Below are 23,317 nucleotides of genomic sequence, written 5' to 3'. Positions count from 1 at the left end.
TTCAGAGCGCGCGCGTCGTGCCGCGGACGACGAGCTCGGTGGGCAGCCGCACGTGCGGGTCTCGCGGGTTGCCCTGGATGAGGTCGACGACCATCCGCAGCGCCTCGGCCCCCATCTGGTGGATCGGCTGGCTGACGGTCGTCAGCGGGGGGACGGTGAGGGCCGACTCGGGCACGTTGTCGAAGCCGACGACGGACAGGTCCTCGGGGACGCGCAGCCCGAGCTCGCGGGCGACCTCGATGGTTCGGATCGCCGACAGGTCGTTGGCGGCGAAGATCGCGGTGGGTCGCTCGGGCAGGCGCAGCAGCTCGTGGGCGGGGGTGTCGGCGAGGTCCGGGCGGTAGCCCCCGACGAGCACCAGGTCCTCGTCGACCCGGATCCCGGCGTCCGCGAGGGCGTCGCGGTACCCCTGCTCGCGCAGCCGGGCGGACTCGAGGTCCGGGCGCCCGCCCAGGAACCCGACGCGCGTGTGCCCGAGCGAGACGAGGTGCTCCGTCGCGGCGCGGGCCCCGGCGAGGTTGTCCGAGTCGACGGTCGGCGGGCCCGACGGGCCGCGGTGCGGGTCGACGGCCACGACGGGGATCGAGTTGCGGGGGTTGACGACCGTCGGGGTGACGATGATCGCGCCGTCGATCAACGTCCCGGCGAGACGCGAGAGATAGCGCTGCTCCCACCCGACGCGGTCGTCGCGGCGCAGGCCGCCGGAGTACGCGAGGAGCTCGTACCCGGTGCTCTCCACGGCCTCCGAGATGCCCTTGAGGAGCTCGGTCGAGAACGGCTCGAACTCCGCGACGAGGATGCCGATCACGTTGGTGCGGCGGCTGCGCAGGCTGCGGGCCACGATCGACGACTCGTAGCCGAGATCGGCGATGACCTCGTGCACGCGGGCCGAGGTCTCCGGGGCGACCCCGTAGCGGTCGTTGATGACCTTGGAGACCGTGGCCACCGACACGCCCGCCGTGCGCGCGACGTCGCCGATGGTCACTCTCCCGGACGCCTGCATGGTGATGACAGTAGCCGTCCGGGCCTTCGATCGTCGCACCGGATCGACCGCGACGGGTCTCGTGCGGGTTGTGTCGAAAACGTTATCGACAACGATTGACGACGGGTCGGGGGCGGTGCCAGACTCGCGGTGATCCGTCAACGACGACCGAGGAGATTCCGATGACGAGGAACAGGCGCGCGGCCACCGTGCTCGCGCTGGGCACCGCAGTGGCCCTGGTGGCCGGTGCGTGCAGCAGCGGGTCCGGCGGGGACGACCCGGCGGAGAGCGGCGGGGACGTCACCCTCACGTGGTGGCACAACTCGAACAACGAGCCCGGCAAGGGCTACTACGAGCAGGTCGCCGAGGACTTCGAGGCGGACCACGACGGTGTCACGATCGACGTCCAGGCCATGGCGCACGAGGACATGCTGACCAAGCTCGACGCGGCGTTCCAGACCGGCGACACCCCGGACGTCTACATGGAGCGCGGGGGCGGCGAGCTCGCCGACCACGTCGAGGCCGGGCTCACCATGGACCTGTCCGAGCCCGCGGCCGACACGATCGAGAACCTGGGCGGCTCCGTGGCCGGCTGGCAGGTCGAGGACAAGACCTACGCGCTGCCGTTCAGCGTCGGCGTCGTGGGCTTCTGGTACAACAAGGCGCACTTCGAGGACGCGGGGATCACCGAGCCGCCGACCAGCCAGGAAGAGCTCGACGACGCGGTCCAGAAGCTCAAGGACGCCGGCGTCGAGCCGATCTCGGTCGGGGCCGGGGACAAGTGGCCCGCGGCCCACTACTGGTACTACTACGCGGTGCGGCAGTGCTCCCAGGACGTGCTGGCCGACGCGGTGACCTCGCTCGACTTCTCGGACCCGTGCTTCCTCCGGGCCGGTGAGGACCTCGAGGCCTTCATCGCCACCGAGCCGTTCAACGCGGGCTTCCTCGCGACGCCGGCACAGACGGGGCCGACGAGCGCGTCCGGTCTCCTCGCGTCGGGCAAGGTCGCGATGGAGCTGGCCGGGCACTGGGAGCCGGGCGTCATGCAGGGCCTCACCGAGGACGGCACCGGGCTCGGCGACGACACGGGCTGGTTCGCGTTCCCGACCGTGCAGCAGGGGGAGGGCGACCCGACGGCCGCGCTCGGTGGCGGCGACGCGTGGGCCTGCTCCGCGGAGGCCCCGCCGGAGTGCGTCGACTTCATCGAGTACCTCCTCTCGGACGACGTCCAGATCGGGTTCGCGGAGCAGTCGATGGGTCTGCCCACCAACCCGGCCGCGAGCGGCTCCGTCGCAGACCCGGCGCTCGCCGACCTGCTCACGGTCCGGGACGACGCGCCCTACGTGCAGCTCTACCTCGACACCGCGTTCGGCGAGAACGTCGGCGGCGCGATGAACGACACGATCGCGCTCATGTTCGCCGGTGAGGCGTCTCCGCAGGACATCGTCGACTCGATCCAGTCCGCGGCCGGCACTGCGTGATGAGTGTGGCCGACGACGCGCTCGCGACCCGGCCCGTCCCCGACAGCGCCCCGGCGCGGTCGGGGACGGGCGGGGCCCCGCGCCGGCGACTGAGCTCCGCGTGGCGCCAGCGGCTGGAGATCCTGTTCTTCGTCTCGCCCGCGCTCGCGCTGTTCGCCGTCTTCGTGGTGGTACCCATCCTGCAGGCCGGACGGTACTCGCTGTACGACTGGAACGGCCTCGGCCCGATGGACGACTTCGTCGGGCTGCAGAACTACGTCCGCGCGCTCTCCGACGACGTGTTCACGAGCGCCGTCCAGCACAACCTGACGATCGTGGTGCTGTCGATCGTCGTCCAGCTCCCGCTGGGACTGGGCATCGCGCTCCTGCTGAACCGCCAGATGTGGGGCCGCACGTTCCTGCGCGTCGTGATCTTCGTCCCGTACGTCCTCGCGGAGGTCGTCGCAGGTGTCGTCTGGTTCATGCTGCTGCAGCCGGACGGACCGGTCGACGCGGTGCTCGACGCCGTGGGGCTGGGCGGGTTCACGCAGCTGTGGCTCGGGGACCCGGACGTGGCGCTGTACACCGTGCTGGTCGTGCTCACGTGGAAGTACCTCGGCCTCGCCGTCATCCTCTTCCTCGCCGGCCTGCAGGGCGTGCCGGACGAGCTGTACGAGGCCGCGCAGATCGACGGCGCGTCGTGGTGGCAGGTGCAGCGCCGGATCACGGTGCCGCTGCTCGGCCCGACGATCCGCACGTGGGGCTTCCTGTCCATGATCGGCTCGCTCCAGCTCTTCGACATGGTGTGGATCCTCACCAAGGGCGGGCCCGCGAACTCGACGGTGACCATGGCGACGTACCTCATCAACCAGGGGACGGACCGCAGCCAGTACGGGTACGCGTCGGCGGTCGCGGTGCTCCTGTTCGCCATCTCGCTGATCCTCGCCGCCATCTACCAGGTGTTCGTCCTGCGCCGTGACACGAAGGTGAGCTCATGAGCACCCCCGTCCTCGCGCCCACCGCGGGCGCGCCGTCGACCACCAGGGGCGGGCGTCCGCCCCGCCGTCGTCGTTCCGGCGTCAACGCGGGCGGGAACCCGCTCGTGTACGCGATCGCGCTCGTCGTGGTCGCGGTGACGGTCGCGCCGGTCGTCTACGCGGTCCTGGGCGGCTTCCGCAGCAACGCCCAGCTCGCGTCGGAGCCCGTCGGCCTCCCCGACCCCTGGGTGCTGAGCAACTACACGAACGTGCTGACGTCCGACACGTTCTGGCGCTACGCGCTGAACTCGTCCGTCATCGCGCTCGTCACGACGGCCGTCGTCGCCGTGTTCGGCGTCATGGCCGCCTACCCGCTCGCGCGGTACCGCTTCCGGGGGCGCGAGGCGCTGTTCCTCGTCTTCACGCTCGGTCTGCTCTTCCCCCTGACCGTCGCGATCATCCCGCTGTTCCTCATGGTGCGGGACCTGCAGCTCAACAACACGTTCTGGGGCGTGGCCCTGCCGCAGGCGGCGTTCGCGCTGCCGATGACGATCGTCATCCTGCGCCCGTTCCTCATGGCGCTGCCCAAGGAGCTGGAGGAGGCCGCGCTGCTCGACGGCACGTCGCGCATCGGGTTCTTCTGGCGGATCCTGCTGCCGCTGTCGGGGCCGGGGATCGTGACGGTCGGCGTGCTCGCGTTCGTCGCGTCGTGGAACGCCTACCTGCTGCCGCTGCTCGTGCTCAACGACCCGGGGGCCAAGACGCTGCCGCTCGGCGTCGCGGACTTCTCGTCCGAGCACGCGTCGGACACTGCGGGCGTCCTCGCCTTCACCACGCTCGCGATGATCCCGGCGCTCATATTCTTCCTCGCGCTCGAGAAGCGCATCGTCAACGGGCTGCAGGGAGCGGTGAAGGGCTAGAGCGCCCTCCACCGCGCCGCACGCCTCGCACCACCGAAGGAGAACGGTCACGTGACCGACGTCGTCCCTGCACTGCAGCAGGCACCCACCACGAGCGATCCGGCCCCGGCCCCCACGCCCGGCGTGCCGCTGCGCGTGACCGCGCTGCACGAGCGCATGACCCTCGAGGAGAAGCTCGCCCAGCTCGTGGGCTACTGGATCGACCAGAACGGCACCGTCGCACCGATGCAGTCGGAGATGACGGCCGGCCAGCGGGGATCGGGGCGCCTGGCCGAGATCGCCGAGCACGGCATCGGCCACTACACGCGCGTGTACGGCACGCGTCCGGTGGACCCGGCCGAGCGCGCGGCATGGCTCTGGGCCGAGCAGCGCCGCCTCGTGCGCGAGACGCGCCTGGGGATCCCGGCGATCGTCCACGAGGAGGCGCTCACGGGGCTCGCCGCCTGGCGGGCCGCGACGTACCCGACCCCGCTCGCGTGGGGTGCGTCGTTCGACCCGGGTCTCGTCGAGGAGATGGCGCGGCAGATGGGCGGGTCGATGCGCAGCATCGGTGTGCACCAGGCACTGGCGCCCGTGCTCGACGTCGTGCGCGACCCGCGCTGGGGCCGCGTCGACGAGTGCATCGGGGAGGACCCGTACCTCGTGGGGACGCTCGGGACCGCGTACGTCCGCGGGCTGCAGGAGGCGGGCGTGCACGCGACGCTCAAGCACTTCGTCGGCTACTCCGCGTCCCGCGCGGGACGCAACCACGCGCCGGTGAGCGCGGGGCCGCGCGAGCTGGCGGACGTCTTCCTGCCGCCCTTCGAGATGGCCGTGCGCGACGGCGGTGCCCGCTCGGTCATGAACTCCTACGCCGAGGTCGACGGGGTCCCCGTCGCCGCGAACCCCGAGCTGCTCACCGACGTCCTGCGCGGTCGCTGGGGCTTCGACGGCGTCGTCGTCGCCGACTACTTCGCCGTCGCGTTCCTCGAGGTCATGCACCGCGTCGCGGCCGATCGCGGCGGGGCCGCGGCCCTGGCGCTCGAGGCCGGGATCGACGTCGAGCTGCCGTCGGGAGACGCCTACCTGGAGCCGCTCGCGGCCCGCGTGCGTGCCGGCCTCGTCGACGAGGCGCTCGTGGACCGCGCCGTCCTGCGGGTGCTGAAGCAGAAGGAGGAGCTCGGTCTGCTCGATCCCGACGCGTTCGCCGGGGGCCCGCCCGCGGTCGTCGACCTCGACCCGCCGGCCCACCGGGCGACCGCCCGTCGGCTGGCGCAGGAGTCGCTCGTGCTCCTCGCGAACGACGGGGTGCTCCCGCTCGGCGGAGGTGCTGTCGGTGCGACCGCGCGGCCGGCGCCCACGACGGTCGCCGTCGTCGGGCCGAACGCGGACCGGGCCGAGGCACTCATGGGCTGCTACTCGTTCGTCAACCACGTGCTCGCGCACCACCCCGGCACACCGCGCGGCATCGAGCTCCCCACGGTCGTCGACGCGCTGCGCGAGGCTCTCCCCGGGTCCCACGTCGTCCACGAGCCGGGCTGTACGGTCGACGGGTCCGACACGTCGGGGTTCGCCGCCGCGGTCGAGGCGGCCCGAGCGGCGGACGTCGCGGTCGTGTGCGTCGGCGACGACGCCGGGCTGTTCGGGCGCGGGACGGTCGGCGAGGGCAACGACGTCGAGTCGCTCGAGCTGCCGGGCGTGCAGCGCGCGCTCGTGGCCGAGCTCGTCGCGACGGGGACCCCCGTCGTGCTCGTGCTGCTCACCGGCCGGCCGTACGCGATCGGCTGGGCGCTGGACGGTGCCGCCGTCGATGGCTCCGCGACCGGTCGCGCGGACTCCGGCGGGGCCCTGCCTGCCGCCGTCGTGCAGGGGTTCTTCCCCGGCGAGGAGGGCGGGCACGCGATCGCGGACCTGCTCACCGGCGTCGTGAACCCCTCCGGCCGGCTGCCCGTCTCGCTCCCGCGATCCGCGGGCGCGCAGCCGTACTCCTACCTGCACCCGGTGCTGGGCGGGCCCTCGGACGTGACCTCGACCGACCCGACGCCGGTCCGCCCGTTCGGGTTCGGGATGTCGTACACGACCTACTCCTACGCGGACCTCGACGTGGACGCCGCGGTGCCCACGAGCGGGTCGTTCGACGCCGCGGTGACCGTGACGAACACGGGCGACGTGGCGGGTGCCGAGGTGGTCCAGCTCTATGCGCGCGACGTCCTCGGGTCCGTCCCGCGTCCCGCCGTGCAGCTGCTCGGCTACGCGCGCGTCGACCTCGCACCGGGCGAGTCGCGGCGCGTGCGGTTCCGTGTCCCGACGACGCGGCTCGCGTTCTCCGACCGGCGCCTCGTGCGCGTGGTGGAGCCGGGCGACGTCGAGGTGTGGGTCGCGGCGCACGCCGGCACCGGTCCCGCGACCGCGATCGACGACATGACGGGCGGCGCGATCGTCGCCCAGGGCCCGACGGCGCGTCGCTCGCTCCCGGGCGAGACGACGCCCCGCGTCGTCGTGCGCCTCACGGGGGACGTCCACGAGGTGACGCCCGCCGACGCCCGCCTGGTCGACGTCGAGGTCACGGCTGGACGGCGGTAGGCGTCAGCGGGTGGTCAGGGCCTCGCCCAGGGGGGTGAGGGTGTGCATGACGCGGTTGGCCTCCCGCCGGGCGTCGACCAGGCGAGCGACGCGCAGGACGGCGAGGTGGTGCGAGGCCGTCGAGATCGCCAGACCGGTGCCGGCCGCCACCTCGCTCGTCGACATCGGTTCGCGCAGGGCGAGGAGCACGCGCGCCCGCCCGTCGCCGAGGACCGCGGCGAGCGCGGCGGGGAGGTCCCGGCCGTCCGTGGTCCACGTCTCGCGGACACCGAGCGCGGGATAGAAGAGGGTCGGTTGCGCCGGGCGCTCCGTGAGCACCGCGCAGCCCGCGGACATCACCGAAGGCACCAGGACCAGGCCGCTGCCGGCGCAGTCCAGCACCTCCTCGTGGCGTTCCGTGCGGACGCGGACGGCATCCGAGCCCCACGTGACGGCCTCGTTGAGGGTCGCGACCATCGCCCCGACGCCGTGCGTCGCCACCCGCCGTGAACGGGCCGCGATGTCGGCGCGCAGCAGCCGGTCGACCTGCGACCAGTGCGGTGCGAGCGCGGCCTCCCAGAAGGTCTCCCACGCGTCGGCGACCCTCGTCCGCGTCCGTGCCGGGTCTGCCGCCATCGCCCGCAGAGCTCGCTGCTCGTGACCGGTCGTGCGCAGCACCCGCTTGCCGAGGTCGACGCGCATCGGCCCGACGTCGGCCCGTCGGAGACGTTCGAGCTCCTCGTCGGGCGTCAGGTCCCAGTCGGGGGTCGAGGTGAGGAAGTCCGGCAGGTAGCCGACCTCGCCCACGACGAGCCGCAGGAGGTCGAACGCCTCGCGCGGGACGCGTGGACGAGTGCTGCGCAGCCAGCCCCACTGGAGCGGGTGGTGCTGGGGCCGGACCAGCACACGGACCGCGTGGGCGAGCTCGTGCCCCGGCGACAGGCCGAAGCGGATCGCCGACAGGTCGTCGGGCGCCAGGCGGAGCTCGACCATCTTTCGACGCACGTCGAAACTGTAGCCGGACGACGTCGCCCGGGACAGGCTGGGCCCGGTCGCGCTCCGACGGCGCGCGGCACCAGGTGCGTCCACCCTCGATGATCCAGGAGAACCGCTGATGAGCTTCCAGGCCTACCTCGACGCCGTCGAGACCAAGACCGGCATGACCCCGCGCGAGCTCGTCCAGCGTGCGCACGAGCAGGGCTTCGGCCCCGGCACGAAGGCGACGCCGATCGTGGCCTGGCTCGCCGCCGACTACGGGCTCGGTCGCGGACACGCCATGGCGATGGTGCACGTCATCACCAAGGGGGACCGGATCGATACGAAGCACGTGGGCACGGACGGCACGCACCGGGACGCGAGCGACACGCTCTGGCTCGACGGGAAGGCGTCCCGGCCCGCGGACGAGTGAGCCCCGCTGCCACGTCGTGTCCCGGGAGGGCTCAGCGCGAGCGGAGGAGCGCGATGAGCTCGTCCGCCCAGTCGAGCTTGCGCGCGAGGTCGGCGCGGCGCTCCTCGGCCGCCACGACGTACGCGTCGAGCCGGGCGCGCAGGTTCTCGTCGACCTGCGCTCCCGGCTCGCCGCGGACGGCGGTGGCGTCGCGGTCGGGCGGGAGGAGGCGGTCGGTGATCTCCAGCAGGTCTGCCATCTCGTCGAGCGAGAAGCCGAGGGGCTTCATGCGGCGCACGAGCAGGATCCGCTCGACGTCCGCGTCGGTGTAGAGGCGGAAGCCGCCCTCGGAACGGGCCGACGGGGGGACGAGCCCGATCTCGTCGTAGTGGCGCAGGGTCCGCAGCGACAGCCCGGTGCGCTCCGCGACCGCGCCGATGTGGGACGTGGGCGCCGTCGAGGTCGGGGCGTTGCCGGGATCGCTCATGGGGACAGTCTTCCTGATCGGGGAGAGTGGAACTCTACCCTCACGTAAGGGTAGAGTTCCGCACGGTCCCACCGGGCCGCCCCCTGATCTCTCGTGCGCAGCGCCGCGCGCCCCCGTCCTGCTCGACCCCGCCACGCGGCGTCGGGCATCGTCCCCACCGGAGGAACGCGCGTGCCGAACGACGCTCCCACGCCCCTGCCCGCCCCCGTCCCGTCCCCCGCGACGGTGCCCGAGGCCGACCAGTCCTGGTCCGTGCGCGCCGCGCTGCGCTCGCCGCGCCGCCTGCGGATCGAGGTGCTCGGCGGTCTCGTCGTCGCCCTGGCGCTGATCCCCGAGGCGATCGCGTTCTCGATCATCGCGGGCGTCGACCCGCGCCTCGGGCTGTTCGCGGCCTTCACCATGGCCGTGACGATCTCGTTCGTCGGCGGCCGGCCGGCGATGATCTCCGCCGCGACCGGGGCCATCGCCCTCGTCATCGCGCCCGTCGTCGCCGACCACGGCGTCGACTACCTGATCGCCACGGTGATCCTCGGCGGCGTGATCCAGGTCCTGCTGGGCGTCGCGGGGATCGCGCGGCTCATGCGCTTCATCCCGCGCTCGGTCATGGTCGGTTTCGTCGACGCGCTCGCCATCCTCATCTTCCTGTCCCAGCTCCCGCACCTGATCGACGTGCCGTGGCAGGTGTACCCGCTGGTCGCGGTCGGGATCGCCCTCATCGTGCTGCTGCCGCGCTGGACCAAGGTCGTGCCGGCGCCGCTCGTCGCCATCGTGCTGCTCACCGCCGCGGTCGTCGCCGGGGCGATCGACGTCCCGACCGTCGGGGACGAGGGTGCGCTGCCCGAGTCGCTGCCGTCGCTGCTGGTCCCGAACGTGCCGTTCACGCTCGAGACGCTGCAGATCATCGCGCCCTACGCGCTCGGCATGGCGCTCGTGGGCATCCTCGAGTCGCTGATGACCGCGAAGCTCGTCGACGACATCACGGACACGCACTCGAACAAGACGCGCGAGGCGTGGGGCCAGGGCGTCGCGAACATCGTCACCGGGTTCTTCGGCGGCATGGGCGGCTGCGCCATGATCGGCCAGACGATGATCAACGTGAAGGCGTCCGGAGCGCGGACCCGGATCTCGACCTTCCTCGCGGGCGTGTTCCTGCTCGGCCTGGTCGTGGGGCTGGGCGACGTCGTCGCGATCATGCCGATGGCCGCGCTCGTCGCGGTCATGATCATGGTGTCCGTCGGCACGTTCGACTGGCACTCGGTCAAGCCCTCGACCCTGCGGCGGATGCCGAGGTCCGAGACCGCGGTCATGCTCGCGACCGTCGTGGTGACCGTCGCGACGAGCAACCTCGCGTACGGCGTGATCGTCGGCGTGCTCACCGCGACCGTGCTGTTCGCCCGCCGCGTCGCCCACCTGACGACGGTCACGCGCCTGGATCCCGCCGCTCCCGCCGCTCCCGCCGGTGCCGCCGGTGCCGCCGGTGCCGCGGACGGGTCCGAGGTGCCCGACGGCGGCTCCCGCACCTACCGGGTCGACGGCGAGCTGTTCTTCGCCTCGTCCAACGACCTCGTCTACCAGTTCGACTACGCGGGCGACCCGCAGAACGTCGTCATCGACCTGTCGAACGCGCACGTGTGGGACGCCTCCACGGTCGCCGCGCTCGACGCGATCCGTACCAAGTACGCGGCCAAGGGCAAGCACCTCGAGGTCGTGGGGCTGAACGACGACAGCGCCGTGCGCTACGAGCTGCTCGCCGGAAACCTCGGCGCCGGGCACTGAGCCCTTCCGCGCGTCCCGACGCCGCGCTCAGGCCCGCAGCCGCCACCGGCGCAGCACCAGGCCGAGAGCGAGCACCGCGAGACCTGTCGCGACTGCCGTGACCGGGAGCGTGGCGACGAGCAGCACGCACCCGGCCGCGCCGAGCACCTGGGCCCAGCGCGGGTAGCGGCGGCGCCCGTCGCCCTGACGCAGCGCCGCGAGGTTCGCCACGAGGTAGTACACGAGCACGCCGAACGACGAGAACCCGATCACGCCCCGCAGGTCCACGGTCAGCACGAGGACCAGCACGACGGCGCCGACCGCGAGCTCTGCCCGGTGCGGCACGCCGAAGCGCGGGTGGACCGCCGCGAGCCGGCCCGGCAGGTCGCCCGTGCGGGCCATCGCGAGCGTCGTCCGGCCACCCCCGCGAGCAGGGCGAGGAGCGCCCCGGCGCTCGCGGCGACGGCACCGACCGCGACGACCGGGCCCGCCCACGCCCACGGACCGGCGGCGACGGCGTCGGACAACGGCGCCGGGGACGTCGCCAGGCCGTCCGGCCCGAGCGTCGCGAGCAGCGTCACCGCGACCACCGCGTAGACGGCCACCACGATCCCCAGCGCGAGCAGGATCGCGCGCGGGATCGTGCGGCGCGGGTCGCGCACCTCCTCGCCGAGCGTCGCGAGCCGCGCGTACCCCGCGAAGGCGAAGAACAGCAGTCCCGCGGACTGCAGGATCCCGTACCAGCCGCCGTGCGCGCCGTCGGGCACCGGGACCCACGCGGGCGTGCCTCCGGCGAGGGAGGCGGAGACCGTGGTCGCGAGCACGACGAGCACGACCACCACGATCACGCGCGCGACCTTCGCGGTGCGGGTGATGCCCCGGTACCCGACGGCGGTGAGCGCGACGACCGCGCCCGCGGCGACCGGGCGGTCCCACCCCGACGGCGCCGCGTACGCGGCCAGGACGAGCGCCATGGCCGCGCAGCTCGCCGTCTTGCCCACGACGAACCCCCACCCGGCGACGTACCCCCACCAGGGTCCGAGGTGCTCGCGCCCGTAGACGTAGGTGCCGCCCGACGTCGGGTGCTGGGCCGCGAGCTGGGCCGACGACGTCGCGTTCGCCAGCGCGACGAGCGCCGCCAGCACGAGCCCCACGACGAGACCGGACCCTGCTGCTGCGGCGGCGGGAGCGAACACGGAGAACACGCCGGCCCCGAGCATGGCGCCGAGGCCGATCACCACGGCGTCGGGCGTGCCGAGGCGTCGGACCAGGCTGCCGGGCGCGTCCACGGGTCCATCGTGGCAGGTCGGCGCGCTGCGCCGGGAGCCCCTCGAGTTGTGGACGCGCGGGACCGGCATACCGTCTGAGGGAGGCCGAGGACGCTCGGCGGCGACCGACCCCGACGGAGGGCCCCGATGGCCGAGACCGACAGCACCGACGACGCACCCACGCGTTCCTCGCTCGACGTCCTCAAGGCGACGTTCGCACGGTTCTCGCGCGACCAGTGCACGGACCTGGCGGCAGGGCTGACCTACTACGCGGTGCTGGCGTCGGCACCCGCGCTGCTGGCGCTGGTCTCGCTCCTCGGTCTGGTCGGCGACCCCGAGACGATGGTGGACCAGGTCATGACCACGGTCGAGGACTTCGTGCCCCAAGACATGACCGATCAGATCGAGCCGCTCGTGGCGAACGCCGTGGGCAACAGCGGCGGTGCCGGGTTCGCCCTGATCCTCGGTGTCGTCCTGGCGCTGTGGTCCGCGTCGGGGTTCATCGGGGCCTTCGGCCGGGCGATGAACCGCGTGTACGCCGTCGAGGAGGGGCGCCCGATCTGGAAGCTGCGCCCCGTGATGCTCCTCGTCACCGTGATCACCGTGGTGATCGCGGCCCTGGTCGTCGGTGCTCTCGTCCTCACCGGACCGTTCGCGAGGACCGTCGGCGAGCTCGTCGGGCTCGGCTCCACGGCCGTGACGGTGTGGGGAATCCTCAAGTGGCCGGTCGTGCTCGCCCTGGTCGTCGTCCTCGTCGCGATTCTCTACCACGTGACCCCGAACGTGAGGAAGCCGAAGTTCCGCCTGTTCAGCACCGGCGCGCTCGTCGCGATCGGGGTGTGGGCGCTCGCGTCGGCCGCGTTCGCGTTCTACATCGGCTCCGGGTTCGCGAGCTATGGCGCCACGTACGGGACCCTCGCCGGCGTCATCATCTTCCTGCTGTGGCTGTGGATCACGAACCTCGCGATGCTGTTCGGCGCCGAGCTCGACGCCGAGCTGGAGCGCACCCGCGAGCTCCGCGCGGGGATGGCCGCCGAGGAGTCCCTCCAGCTCCGGCCGAAGGACACGAGCGCGATCGAGAAGCGCGCGGCCAAGCGGCAGGACGACGTCGACAAGGCCCGCGAGGTGCGCGTCGCCGCGCGCGCCGAGGACCAGGCCGAGGCGCGCGCCGAGGACGAGACGACCCGACCCTGACAGCCCTACCCGAGGAGCGAACGTGCCCCACCCACCCCTGCCGGACGATCTCGTCGAGCTGCTGCGTCGCCCGAACGCCGCTGTCATGGCGACCGTCCGGTCCGACGGATCACCCGTCACCGCCGCGACCTGGTATCTCTGGGACGACGACGGCCGCGTCCTGCTCAACCTCGACGCGACCCGCGTCCGCCTCAAGCACCTACGGCGTGACCCGCGGGTGTCGCTGACCGTCCTCGACGAGAACTGGTACACCCACCTGACCGTCATCGGGAGCGTCGAGCTGCGCGACGACCCCGACCTCGCCGACATCGACCGCGTCTCGCGGCACTACACGGGACACGAGTACCCGGACCGTGCGAGCCCACGCGTCAGCGCCCTGCTCGAGGTCGAGCGCTGGTACGGCTGGGGCGCGGCGAAGGAGTAGTGTGCACGGGTCTGGGGACGACCTCGTGCTCTCCGCCGATCAGGTGTCCGCGCTGCGCCACTGCTCGAGGCGCTCGCGGCTGCGGACGACCCGCAGCAGCGTGGTGAGGAGGAGCCCGCCGACGAGGTTGCCGAGCACGACCCACCCGAACCACGGCAGCCACGCGGCGAGGGAGGCGCCCGGCTCCCCGGCGTGCACCGCGACGAACGTGATCAGGGTGTCGAGCACCGAGTGCAGCAGCCCTGTGCCCACGATGACGAACGCGATCGCGACCGCCGCGACGACCTTCGCCATGTCGTCCTCCGTGCCGCTCTGCATCCTGGTCAGCAGGGTGATCGCCGCACCCGCGAGCACCGCGAGGGCGAAGGTGCCCAGGTCGAGGGGGCGGTCGATGAGTTCGCGGTTCAGCGCGCCCGCCGTGGAGTGCAGGTCCGGCAGGCTCACGGCGACGAGCCACGCGAGCACCCAGCCGCCGACGAGGTTGCCGAGCAGGGTGCCGCCCCACAGCCGGAGCAGGTGGGTCCAGCGCGCCTCGCCGGCGACCACCACCATGACGGGGACGTGGAAGCTCTCGGTGAACAGCTCGCTGTGGCCGAGCCGGAGAGCGATGAACCCGACGGAGAAGGCGAGCGCCCCCAGCAGCATGCTGTCGGTCTCGTGCACGACGACGAGCAGGGCGAGCACACCGATGCCGACCTCGATGCCCGCGACGACGCCGGTGGCGAGCAGGTCTGGTGTGCTGCGGTAGAGCCGGGGCGTGCCCTCGACGATGACGCGGTCGAGCGCCTCGTCCTTCTCCTCGGTCGTGCTGGGTTCGTCCTCTCGGGCGTCGGGGCTGCGCTGCGGGTCGTCCTTCGTGTCCACGTCGTCCTCCGGTCCGTGCGGGCCGGTCGCCGCGACACCAGGCTGCCTCAGGGCGCGCGAGCCCGCCCGTCGTCAGCCGATCGAGGCGGATGCCCGCAACATTCCTAGGCTGGAGGCATGACGGACGAGAACGGGACTACCGATGACACGCGGTCCATGCGCGAGCGGATGCTCGCGGGTGACGACTACCTGGCCGACGACCCCGAGATCCTGGCGGACGTCGCCCGCCGCGAAGACCTCCAGCACCGGATCAACACGCTGCACCCGTCGCAGGCCGACGAGCGTCGAGCCCTGCTCACGGAGCTGCTCGGCGCGTTCGGCGAGGGCTCCGACATCCGGACGCCGTTCTACTGCGACCTCGGCTACCAGACGCGCATCGGCGCTCGCTCGTTCGTCAACTACGGCATGCAGTGCCTGGACGTCGGAGCGGTCACGATCGGTGACGACGTGCTCATCGGCCCGGGAGTGCAGCTCCTGACGCCGACGCACCCCACCGAGCCGGGGGCACGCCGCGCGAAGTGGGAGGGCGGACAGCCCATCACGATCGGGGACAACGTGTGGCTCGGTGGCGGTGTGATCGTGTGCCCCGGCGTGACGATCGGCGCGAACACCGTCGTCGGGGCCGGGTCCGTCGTCGTGCGCGACCTGCCCGCGGACGTCGTCGCGGTCGGCAACCCGGCGCGGGTGGTGCGGGCGCTCGACTGACGGGCGGAGACCGCAGCCCGCGCGGGCAGGTGACCGGAGTCGTTGACCACCATGCTCTCGCACGGTAGCGTCACATGTCGGAGTGGATGAATCGTTTCACTCCTCCTCGGCAACGTTGCTCACGATGGGAACGACAATGACGACGACGTCACTCCGTACCAGCTGGTCGCACGCCCGCCGTGGCGCCGTGGCAGTGCTCGTGGCCTGTGGCCTGACTGCGACCCTGGTCGCACCGAGCGGAGCCGACCCTGCCGGTGGCGCCGGGGCGAGCGGCGTGGAGATGGGCGCAGAGCTGCCACCGGACGTCCCGGGCTTCGACGTCGGCGACTTCGAGAACCCGACCGACCAGCGGCCGGCAGTGCTGTGGTTCTGGGACCGGGCGCAGACCGAGGCTCAGGTGGACGCGCGCCTCGAGTCGATCCACGACGCGGGGTTCCGAGAGGTCGTCGTGTTCCGCTGGGACGGCTCGTTGCCCGAGGAGTACTTCAGCGAGGCGTGGTTCGACCGTGTCGGGCACCTGCTCGAGAGGTCCGAGGAGCTCGGCCTGAAGGTGTGGCTCGACGACGACGCCAAGTTTCCGAGCGGCATGGCCGGCGGGTTCGTCGTGCAGGGCGGCACGGTGGGCGACAGGACCTACGAGCCGCGACCGGACCTCGCGGTCAAGACGCTCATGAGCGGCGGCACGGCCGTCCGCGAGGGGGGCACCGACGTGCCGCTGCACGACCTCTTCGGAGCATCGCTCTCTGCTGAGGAGGGTCAGGTCGTGGCCGACGCGAGCCGGACGCCCGGGATCACGCTGCTGCGCGACGGGGCCCACTGGACGGACTACAGCCTCGACGCGACCTTCACGATCCGTTCCGCCACGGCGGGCTTCATGGTGCGCTCGGAGGATCCGCGCAACGGATACCTGGTCGACGTCCGCGCCGACGGTCAGGTGGACTTCTGGCGGCAGACCGGCGGCGCGTTCGTGAACCTGCGCGTCGGTTCGACCACCCGTCCCGGCTGGGACCCCGCGACCGCGCACGACATCACGATCCGGGTCGAGGGGGCTGACATCGACGTGACGCTCGACGGCGTCGCCGAGCCGACGGTGACCGACACCGCGCACGCGAGCGGCGGCGTCGGCATGCGCGTCGACGGCCCGCAGGCGTGGGCGCTGGACGACCTCGAGGTCTCGACCGTGCCCGGCGGCGACCCGCTCTACGCGAACGACTTCGAGGACGCGACCTCGATCACCGATTTCGACACACGGTCGCGCGTGCTCGACGACGTCGTCGCCGTGACCGCCCGACCGGCGAGCGGGGAGGGGGCGCAGGACCTGGATCGCGTCGTCGACCTCACGGACCTCTACGGCACGGACGACGGGACCTGGCCCGCACCGGACGGTCGGTGGCGCATCGAGGCGTACCGGTCGGTGCCGCGCACCGGCGACCGCGCGCTGTACCTCGACAGCATGTCCGTCGAGGCGCAGGAGCTGTATCTCGACGTCGTGTTCGACGAGTATGCGGACCGCTTCGGCGAGTACCTCGGGACGACGCTCCTCGGGTTCGCCGACGACGAGCCCGAGGTCGGCCGGCACGGCGACGACCTGCCTCCGTGGTCGCCCGACCTCGCCGAACGACTCGAGCAGGACGGCGTCCCTGTCGCGGCCGCCATCGCCGCGGTGTACGGCGACCTGGGTGCCGAGGGCGACGAGCTGCGCGGCCGGTTCTATCGCGCGATGTCCGACCAGTGGGCCGACGCCTACTGGAAGACGAAGTACGAGTGGGCCGAGGCCCACGGCGTCGCGATGATCTCCAACCCTCTGTACGACGAGTACGGCCCCGCCGGTCGCCTGCACGAGTCGGGCAACCTCCTGACGATGCATCAGTGGGCGCAGGTTCCCGGGACCGACCTGATCTACGACCACGTGGAGCGCGGCTGGGCGCGCAGTCTGCCCCGTGAGCCCGCGAGCGTCGCCCACCAGCTCGGCCGGCCCCTCGTCTACGACGAGCTCATGGGTGCGACCGGGTGGAGCAGGAGCATCGCGGACGTGCGTCGCGGTACCGCGATGTCGGCCGTCCGTGGGATCAACAAGGCACTGTTCCACGCGACCTTCGACGCACCGGGCACCGCTCCCTACCCGCCGGTCTTCAGCGAGGAGAACGCGTGGTGGCAGTACGTGCCGGAGCTGTCGGAGTGGACGGGGCGACTCATGGAGTTCGGCCGGCACACCACGGCCGCGCAGACCGCCGTCGTCCAGATGCAGCGTGCGGCCGAGGCCGCGCAAGGTGCCTCGTCGACGGCGCAGGAGCAGTCGGCGGTCGACGACCCGTTCTTCGCGGCACAGCACTCGCTCGAGGACCGGCAGGTCGACTTCGACCTGCTGGACGAGGGCGCGCTCAGCGACGACCCGTCGATCCTCGCGCACGCGGTCGTCACGGCCGACGGACGGCTGGAGGTCGGCGAGATGACGTACTCGACCATCGTCGTCCCGACCGCCCCGGTCGTGTCTCTCGAGGCCGTGCAGCGCCTCGTCGAGCTCGTCGAGGCGGGCGGGGAGGTCGTGCTCGCCGGCCCCGCCCCGACGCGCGAGGTCGAGGGCCGCGACGACGAGCTCGCCGCCGCCGTCTTGCACCTCGTCGACGCAGGCGGGGACCGCGTCGTCGTCCAGGACGAGGCATCCGACGCCGGAGCGGCCGCGGCGTCGCTCGGGCGGGCCGCCGTCGTGCTCGACGACCCGAGCACCACCGTGCGCGTCCTGCGCTTCCAGGAGCACGGGTCCTCGGGCTACCTGCTCCTCAACGAGGGCACGGTCACCATGACGACGGACGCGACGTTCCCCGCGAGCGGCGTCCCCGCGCTGTGGGACTTCGACTCGGGCGACGTGCGCCGTGCGCCGTCGTACGTCACAGGGGAAGCCCGCACCACCATGCCGCTCACGCTCGAGCCAGGCGTGCCGGTCGGCGTGACGATCTCGACGGAGACCGGTGCGTCGGCGCACGCTGTGCACGTCGACGGCGTCGGGACGGTCCGGTCGGTCGGCCCGTCGGGTGGCGAGGACGAGGAGACGCTGGGCGTGACCGTGCGGTCCGACAGGTCGGGACCGACCGTCGTCACGGCGACGGACGGATCGCGGACGTTCACGGGGGCCGTCGTGACTCCGCCGCTACCCACCGAGCGCCGGCTCGACGGCGACTGGCGTCTCGAGCTCGGTGACGGCTCCGACGCGATCGACCGACCGCTGCGCTCGTGGGACGACCTCGCGCCGCGGTACTCGGGCGACGGCGTGTACTCACGGGCGTTCGAGCTCACCGCCGACGACCTCGCGGCCGACTGGACGCTCGACCTCGGCCGCGTCGCGCACGCGGCGCGCGTGTCGGTCAACGGCGAAGAGGTTGCGACGCTCCTGCGCGCCCCGTTCCGGACTGACGTCGGCGACGCGCTCGTCGTCGGGACGAACACGGTCGAGGTCACGGTGACCAACACGGACGGCGCGGAGCGCGGCGAGGGTGGTGAGTCGGGGCTGCTCGGCCCGGTCGCGCTGCTGCCGTTCGCGACGTCGGGGGGCGATCTCGTGACGAGCCCGCTGCGAATCACCGCCGCCACGGCGAAGACCTCCGTGACGAGCGACCGCGCCGAGGTCACACTGACGATCGAGAACGACTCCGAAGAGCCCGTGACCGGGGTGCCCGGCGCTCTCGGGGCAGGCTGGGTCGACGGCGTGGCCGTGCCGGTCACCCTGCCGGCGCACGGCGAGGTCACAGCGGTCGCGACGGCCCGGTCCACCGGGTTCGTACCGGACGGGGACACCGACCTCACGGCGACGTTCGCGGTGGGCGACCAGCTCGTCGCGGCGCGAGCGCTCGTGCTCGACGCGTCGTTCGCCACCCCACCCGATGCCGCTCTCGATCACGTGGACCTCGGGGACCGCGACTCGGAGGCCGCGCATGCCCTCGAGAGCTCGCCGACGAGCGGGACGAACGTCGAGGCGGGCCTGACGCGTCGCTACGGGGGGTACCGCGTGCCGGACGCCTGGTACGAGGTCGACCTCGCGGTCGAGGCAGGGAGGTCGTTCGTGCTGCAGGGTCTCGAGACGTACAACGATGACCCGCAGGTCAAGGGGTACCAGGTGTACGTCGGCGGCGAGCGCGTGGCGACGCGCGAGAACGTGCGGGACGTCCGACGGGAGGGGACCGAGGGCTGGCGACTGGTCGTGCCCGCGGAGCTCGTGCGGTCCGACACGGTGACGGTGCGGTTCCAGAGCCGTGCGAATCCCGACGTGGCCGATCCGTCGCTCGCCGACGTGTGGGCGCTCCCGGCCGACGACGAGACCCCCGTCGACGTCGAGGTGGAGGCACGGTCTCGATGCCTGGCGGGTCGGGCCTACGTAGCGGTCCGAGCGGTGAACGCCGATGCCGTCCCGGTGGACGTCGTCCTGGAGACCCCGTTCGGGTCGAAGACCTTCACGGGCGTCGAGGTGGGCGACAGTGCCTACCAGGCGTTCTCCTCCCGCGCCTCAGAGGTGCCTGGAGCCGTGACCGGGGTGCGAGTGACGGCGCTGGTCGACGGACGCTCCGTCGAGCAGGAGCTCACCGCGTCGTACGGCGCGACCTCTTGCGGATGACAGCGCTAGACGTGTCAGTGCCGTGCTCGTGCGGGCATGGTGTTGACGCGTCGCCGAACGGCCACCTATAGTCGTGCAACGGCGACATGAAACGATTCATGACGTCGACGCGAAGATGCGGAAGGGAACGACGACGCAGATGTCGGAACACGACCCGGTGCTCGAGGTCACTGGTCTCACGGTGGAGTTCCCGGGGGTCCGGGCGCTCGACGACGTGGGATTCACGGTGGCCCGCGGCGAGGTCCACGCTCTCGTCGGGGAGAACGGCGCGGGCAAGTCCACGCTCCTCAAGGTCCTGGGTGGCGTGAACACGCCGACCGCGGGGACGGTCGTCCTCGACGGCAACCCGTACTCTCCCGCGAAGCCGCACGACGCGCTCGTCGCGGGCATCGCGGTGATCTACCAGGAGTTCACGCTCTTCCCCGACCTGACGGTGGCGGAGAACGTCTTCGTCGGCCGCGAGCCGGTCGTGGCTGCGACCCGAGGCATCCGCTACGGCGTGATGCGCGACGAGTGCCGTCGCGTCTTCGGGATGCTCGACTGGGAGATCGACCCGGACGCCCGGGTCGGCGACCTCAGCGTCTCGGAGCAGCAGCTCGTCGAGATCGCCAAGGCACTCTCGGTGGAGGGCCAGGTCATCGTCATGGACGAGCCGACGGCCGCCCTGTCCCACAGCGAGGTCGCGCGGCTCCTCGACGTCGTGCGCCGCTTGCGCGACGAGGGGCGCTCCGTCATCTACGTGAGCCACCACCTCGAAGAGGTCTTCGAGATCGCGGACCGCGCGACGGTGCTCCGCGACGGCAAGCACGTCGCGACGCTCGACATCGCGAGCACCACCGAGGACGAGCTCGTGCGCCACATGGTGGGTCGCGAGGTCTCCTCGGTGTTCACCCGCGAGCCCGGTGTCCCGGGGGAGGTGGTGCTCGGGCTCGACGGTCTCTCGGCCGGGCGCATCCTGCGGGACGTGAGCCTCGATGTCCGTGCCGGTGAGGTGGTCGGGATCGGCGGGGTCGCAGGTGCCGGGCAGACCGAGCTCACGGAGGCGGTGTACGGCGCGCTCGCGGCCCGCCGCGGGAGCATGACCCTGCACTGTGAGAGGTACGCACCGTCCAGCCCCGCCGACGCGCTGCGCGCCGGGGTCGGCTTCCTCCACGAGGACCGCAAGTCCGCGGGGAACCTGCCGCACCTGACGGTCGCGCAGAACGTCACGATCACGATCCTCGACCGGATGCGCGGAGTCGCGCGGCTCCTGTCCTTCGCGAAGGAGCGGGAGACCTACGACAGCTATCGGAGCCGCATGCGGATCAAGGCCAGCAGCCCGGCCCAGCTCATCGGCCAGCTCTCGGGGGGCAACCAGCAGAAGGTGCTGCTCGGTCGCGCGCTCGCGCCCGGTGGCGACCTGCTCGTGCTCAACGAGCCCACACGCGGCGTCGACATCGGGGCGAAGGCCGAGATCCACCAGCTCATCGGCGAGCTCACCAAGAGCGGCGTCGCGGTGCTCATGGTCTCGAGCGACCTGCCCGAGCTGCTCGGCATGAGCGACCGGGTCGTCGTGCTCTCCCAGGGGCGTGTCGTCGGCCGGCTCGACGGCGACGAACGTACCGAGGAGAACGTCATCGCGTGCGCGACGACCGGCCGCCGGATCGGGGTGGCGGCATGAGCACCACGACCGAGCGGCGAACCACGAGCGCGCCGCCCCGACGGACCGTCGTCGACGTCGTCGTCTCGGCGCTGCGGTCCGCGCCCCTGACGATCCCGCTGATCCTCGTCGCCGCAGCGCTGTCGTTCGCCACGTCCCGCTTCCTCACGCTGGGCAACCTCGAGAACGTGCTCGTCGCCGCGAGCATCATCGTCATCCCGGGTCTCGCCATGACGCTGTGCATCACGATGGGCGAGTTCGACCTCTCGGTCGGCTCCACGGTCGCGCTGACCGGCGTGATCACGTGCACCGTGATCGCCGACGGGGCCCACGGCCTCGTCGGGATGCTCGCCGGTCTCGTCACGGGAGCTCTCGTGGGCGTGCTCAACGGCCTCGTCATCACGCGATTCGGCGTCACGCCGTTCATCGCGACCCTCGCGACGATGGTCATCGTCCGCGGCGCGGCGACGGCACTGTCCGGCGGGCGCGACGTCATCGTCAACGACCCGACGCTCAAGTACATGGCGGCCGGCCGGCCGCTCGGCATCCCGATGCCGATCGTCCTCGCCGTCCTCGCCCTCGCCGTCATGCTGTGGGTCACGTACCGCACGCGGTTCGGCCGGCACGTCGCGGCGATCGGGAGCAACCGTGATGCGGCACATCTGTCGGGACTGCCCGTCGACCGCATCCGGCTCGCCGTCTACGTGATGATCGGCGTCGCGGGGGCGATCTGGGGGATCCTCATCTCCGCCCAGCTGCAGAAGGGTTCCGGCCAGCTCGGCCTCGGGTTCGAGCTCGACGCGATCACCATCGTCGTCATCGGTGGGACGAGCCTCCTCGGTGGGCACGCGGCGGTCATGGGCACGGTGATCGGGGCGCTGCTGATCGAGACGATCCGCAACGGTCTCAACCTGCTCAACGTCCCCCCCGCCTACCAGCGCATCAGCGTTGGACTCCTGCTGGTCGCCGCCCTCGCGATCCAGGCGATCCGCCGCAAGGCACCCGTGGAGGTCCTCGATGACAAGCCCTGACCTGACCACCGCGCCCACGCCCCCGGCCTCTGATCCGTCGCGCCCGGGTCGACGCCTCGACTTCGGGTCGTTCTGGGACACGTGGGGCATCACGTCCGTGCTCGTGCTGCTCGTGCTCGTCGCGGTCGCGACGACCCCGGACTTCCTCGCGATCTCGAACCTGCAGTCCATCCTGCGGGAGAGCGCCTACCTGGGCATCGTCGCGTGCGCCATGACCGTCCTCATCATCAACGGCGCCTTCGACCTCTCGGTGGGCGGCCAGCTCGCGCTCGTCAGCGTGCTGACGCTCTTCGCCTACGGCGTCGGGGGTACGGGTCTCGCGGTCGTGACGGCGCTCGCGGCGGGGACGGCGTGCGGAATGGTCAACGGCTTCCTCGTCACCGCGCTGCGCGTCCCGCCCTTCGTCGCGACCCTCGGGATGCTGTTCGTCTTCCGTGGTATCGCGTACCTGCTCACGCAGAACGGCCCGGCGACGCTGCCGTACACGGAGGTCGACTCGCCCTTCGCGCAGATCGGCAGCCTCAACCTCGCTCTGGTGCCCTTCCCGTTCGTCCTCATGGTCGTGGTCTTCGGGCTCGCGTACGTGCTGCTGCGTCGTACCCCGACCGGCCGCCGGATCGTCGCGTTCGGGTCGTCGCCGGTCGCGGCCCGATTCAGCGGCGTCTCCGCCGCGCGGATCCGGTTCGTGGTGTTCGCTCTCGTCGGCCTGGCGGTCGGGATCGCGACGCTCACGTACATCACCCGGGTCTGGACAGCCGACGGCGCGGCGCAGGACGGCTTCGAGCTGAGCGTCATCACGGCGGCGGTGCTCGGCGGCGCCAGCCTGCAGGGCGGCCGTGGTTCCCTCGTCGGGACGTTCTCCGCGGTCCTCCTGGTCACCGTCCTCAACGATGTGCTCGTCGCCCACGGCGTCGACGCGTCCTACCAGAACATCATCCTCGGCACGGTGCTCATCATCGCCCTCGCCATCGACGGACTGCGCACGCGGTTCGCAGGCGTCAACCTGCTTCGGAGGTCGTTCGGCCCCCGGACACCGAAGGCGGCATGACGGCGGTCCTCCCGACCGTCCTGCCCGCT

17 protein-coding genes and 1 pseudogene are annotated in these 23,317 nt (G+C 72.1%); 13 read left to right on the top strand and 5 right to left on the bottom strand.

Annotated elements, in window-relative coordinates; all coding sequences use genetic code 11:
- Position 1 precedes the first annotated feature (1 nt).
- Positions 2-1,003: a LacI family DNA-binding transcriptional regulator gene (locus tag IF651_RS12540; protein ID WP_191829470.1), complete on the bottom strand. Its 1,002-nt coding sequence runs from the start codon at positions 1,001-1,003 to the stop codon at positions 2-4.
- A 161-nt stretch (positions 1,004-1,164) separates the two neighbouring features.
- Here IF651_RS12540 and IF651_RS12535 point away from each other — a divergent pair, with 161 nt between their 5' ends.
- Genes IF651_RS12535 through IF651_RS12520 form a run of 4 tightly spaced genes read left to right on the top strand, consistent with a single transcriptional unit; the run spans position 1,165 to position 6,901 of the window.
- Entirely contained in the window at positions 1,165-2,463 is a 1,299-nt protein-coding gene (locus IF651_RS12535; protein WP_191829469.1) for an ABC transporter substrate-binding protein, read from the top strand.
- Positions 2,463-3,440, top strand: a complete 978-nt coding sequence (locus IF651_RS12530) for a carbohydrate ABC transporter permease (protein WP_191829468.1) — start codon at positions 2,463-2,465, stop codon at positions 3,438-3,440. Before IF651_RS12535 ends, IF651_RS12530 begins: the two co-directional genes overlap by 1 nt.
- Positions 3,437-4,339: a carbohydrate ABC transporter permease gene (locus IF651_RS12525; RefSeq protein ID WP_191829467.1), complete on the top strand. Its 903-nt coding sequence runs from the start codon at positions 3,437-3,439 to the stop codon at positions 4,337-4,339. The genes IF651_RS12530 and IF651_RS12525 overlap by 4 nt, the downstream gene beginning before the upstream one ends.
- 51 nt (positions 4,340-4,390) lie before the next feature.
- Complete coding sequence (locus tag IF651_RS12520) at positions 4,391-6,901, top strand: beta-xylosidase/alpha-l-arabinosidase (protein ID WP_422110482.1); 2,511 nt, start codon at positions 4,391-4,393, stop codon at positions 6,899-6,901.
- Between the two features lie 3 nt (positions 6,902-6,904).
- Here IF651_RS12520 and IF651_RS12515 read toward each other — a convergent pair whose 3' ends face one another.
- Positions 6,905-7,885: an ArsR/SmtB family transcription factor gene (locus IF651_RS12515; RefSeq protein ID WP_338403938.1), complete on the bottom strand. Its 981-nt coding sequence runs from the start codon at positions 7,883-7,885 to the stop codon at positions 6,905-6,907.
- A gap of 109 nt (positions 7,886-7,994) precedes the next feature.
- Between IF651_RS12515 and IF651_RS12510 the strand changes: the two genes are divergently transcribed.
- Positions 7,995-8,288 (top strand): DUF4287 domain-containing protein, encoded by a 294-nt coding sequence (locus tag IF651_RS12510; protein ID WP_191829466.1) that lies wholly within the window; start codon positions 7,995-7,997, stop codon positions 8,286-8,288.
- 31 nt (positions 8,289-8,319) lie between these two features.
- On the opposite strand, the gene IF651_RS12505 is transcribed toward IF651_RS12510, so the two are convergent.
- The gene (locus IF651_RS12505) at positions 8,320-8,754 is read right to left on the bottom strand and encodes a MerR family transcriptional regulator (RefSeq protein WP_191829465.1); all 435 of its coding nucleotides are present in this window, start codon (positions 8,752-8,754) and stop codon (positions 8,320-8,322) included.
- A 225-nt stretch (positions 8,755-8,979) separates the two neighbouring features.
- On the opposite strand from IF651_RS12505, the gene IF651_RS12500 reads away from it, so the two are divergent.
- Positions 8,980-10,530: a SulP family inorganic anion transporter gene (locus tag IF651_RS12500; RefSeq protein WP_338403944.1), complete on the top strand. Its 1,551-nt coding sequence runs from the start codon at positions 8,980-8,982 to the stop codon at positions 10,528-10,530.
- 27 nt (positions 10,531-10,557) lie between these two features.
- Here the strand turns inward: IF651_RS12500 and IF651_RS12495 are convergent.
- Positions 10,558-11,798: pseudogene (locus IF651_RS12495) on the bottom strand (APC family permease).
- Positions 11,799-11,924: 126 nt separating this feature from the next.
- Here IF651_RS12495 and IF651_RS12490 point away from each other — a divergent pair.
- Together IF651_RS12490 and IF651_RS12485 are read left to right on the top strand one after the other, a co-directional pair.
- A complete protein-coding gene (locus IF651_RS12490) occupies positions 11,925-12,971 on the top strand; it encodes a YihY/virulence factor BrkB family protein (protein ID WP_191829463.1) in 1,047 nt (348 codons plus the stop codon).
- A 22-nt stretch (positions 12,972-12,993) separates the two neighbouring features.
- Positions 12,994-13,395 (top strand): TIGR03618 family F420-dependent PPOX class oxidoreductase, encoded by a 402-nt coding sequence (locus tag IF651_RS12485; protein WP_191829462.1) that lies wholly within the window; start codon positions 12,994-12,996, stop codon positions 13,393-13,395.
- 39 nt (positions 13,396-13,434) lie between these two features.
- Here the strand turns inward: IF651_RS12485 and IF651_RS12480 are convergent, their stop codons facing one another.
- Entirely contained in the window at positions 13,435-14,259 is an 825-nt protein-coding gene (locus IF651_RS12480; protein WP_191829461.1) for a formate/nitrite transporter family protein, read from the bottom strand.
- Between the two features lie 117 nt (positions 14,260-14,376).
- Between IF651_RS12480 and IF651_RS12475 the strand changes: the two genes are divergently transcribed.
- From IF651_RS12475 to IF651_RS12455, 5 genes are all read left to right on the top strand, one after another.
- A complete protein-coding gene (locus IF651_RS12475) occupies positions 14,377-14,964 on the top strand; it encodes a sugar O-acetyltransferase (protein WP_206715305.1) in 588 nt (195 codons plus the stop codon).
- Positions 14,965-15,151: 187 nt separating this feature from the next.
- A complete protein-coding gene (locus IF651_RS12470) occupies positions 15,152-19,570 on the top strand; it encodes a glycosyl hydrolase (protein WP_191829460.1) in 4,419 nt (1,472 codons plus the stop codon).
- A gap of 139 nt (positions 19,571-19,709) precedes the next feature.
- Positions 19,710-21,230, top strand: a complete 1,521-nt coding sequence (locus IF651_RS12465; protein WP_191829459.1) for a sugar ABC transporter ATP-binding protein — start codon at positions 19,710-19,712, stop codon at positions 21,228-21,230.
- Complete coding sequence (locus tag IF651_RS12460) at positions 21,227-22,240, top strand: ABC transporter permease (protein WP_191829458.1); 1,014 nt, start codon at positions 21,227-21,229, stop codon at positions 22,238-22,240. The genes IF651_RS12465 and IF651_RS12460 overlap by 4 nt, the downstream gene beginning before the upstream one ends.
- Complete coding sequence (locus IF651_RS12455; RefSeq protein ID WP_191829457.1) at positions 22,227-23,288, top strand: ABC transporter permease; 1,062 nt, start codon at positions 22,227-22,229, stop codon at positions 23,286-23,288. Before IF651_RS12460 ends, IF651_RS12455 begins: the two co-directional genes overlap by 14 nt.
- Positions 23,289-23,317: the final 29 nt, after the last annotated feature.

Source organism: Cellulosimicrobium arenosum, from assembly GCF_014837295.1.
Classification (GTDB): Bacteria; Actinomycetota; Actinomycetes; order Actinomycetales; family Cellulomonadaceae; genus Cellulosimicrobium; species Cellulosimicrobium arenosum.
Note: the sequence above shows the minus strand (reverse complement) of the source record. Positions and strands in the feature narration are given on the sequence as shown.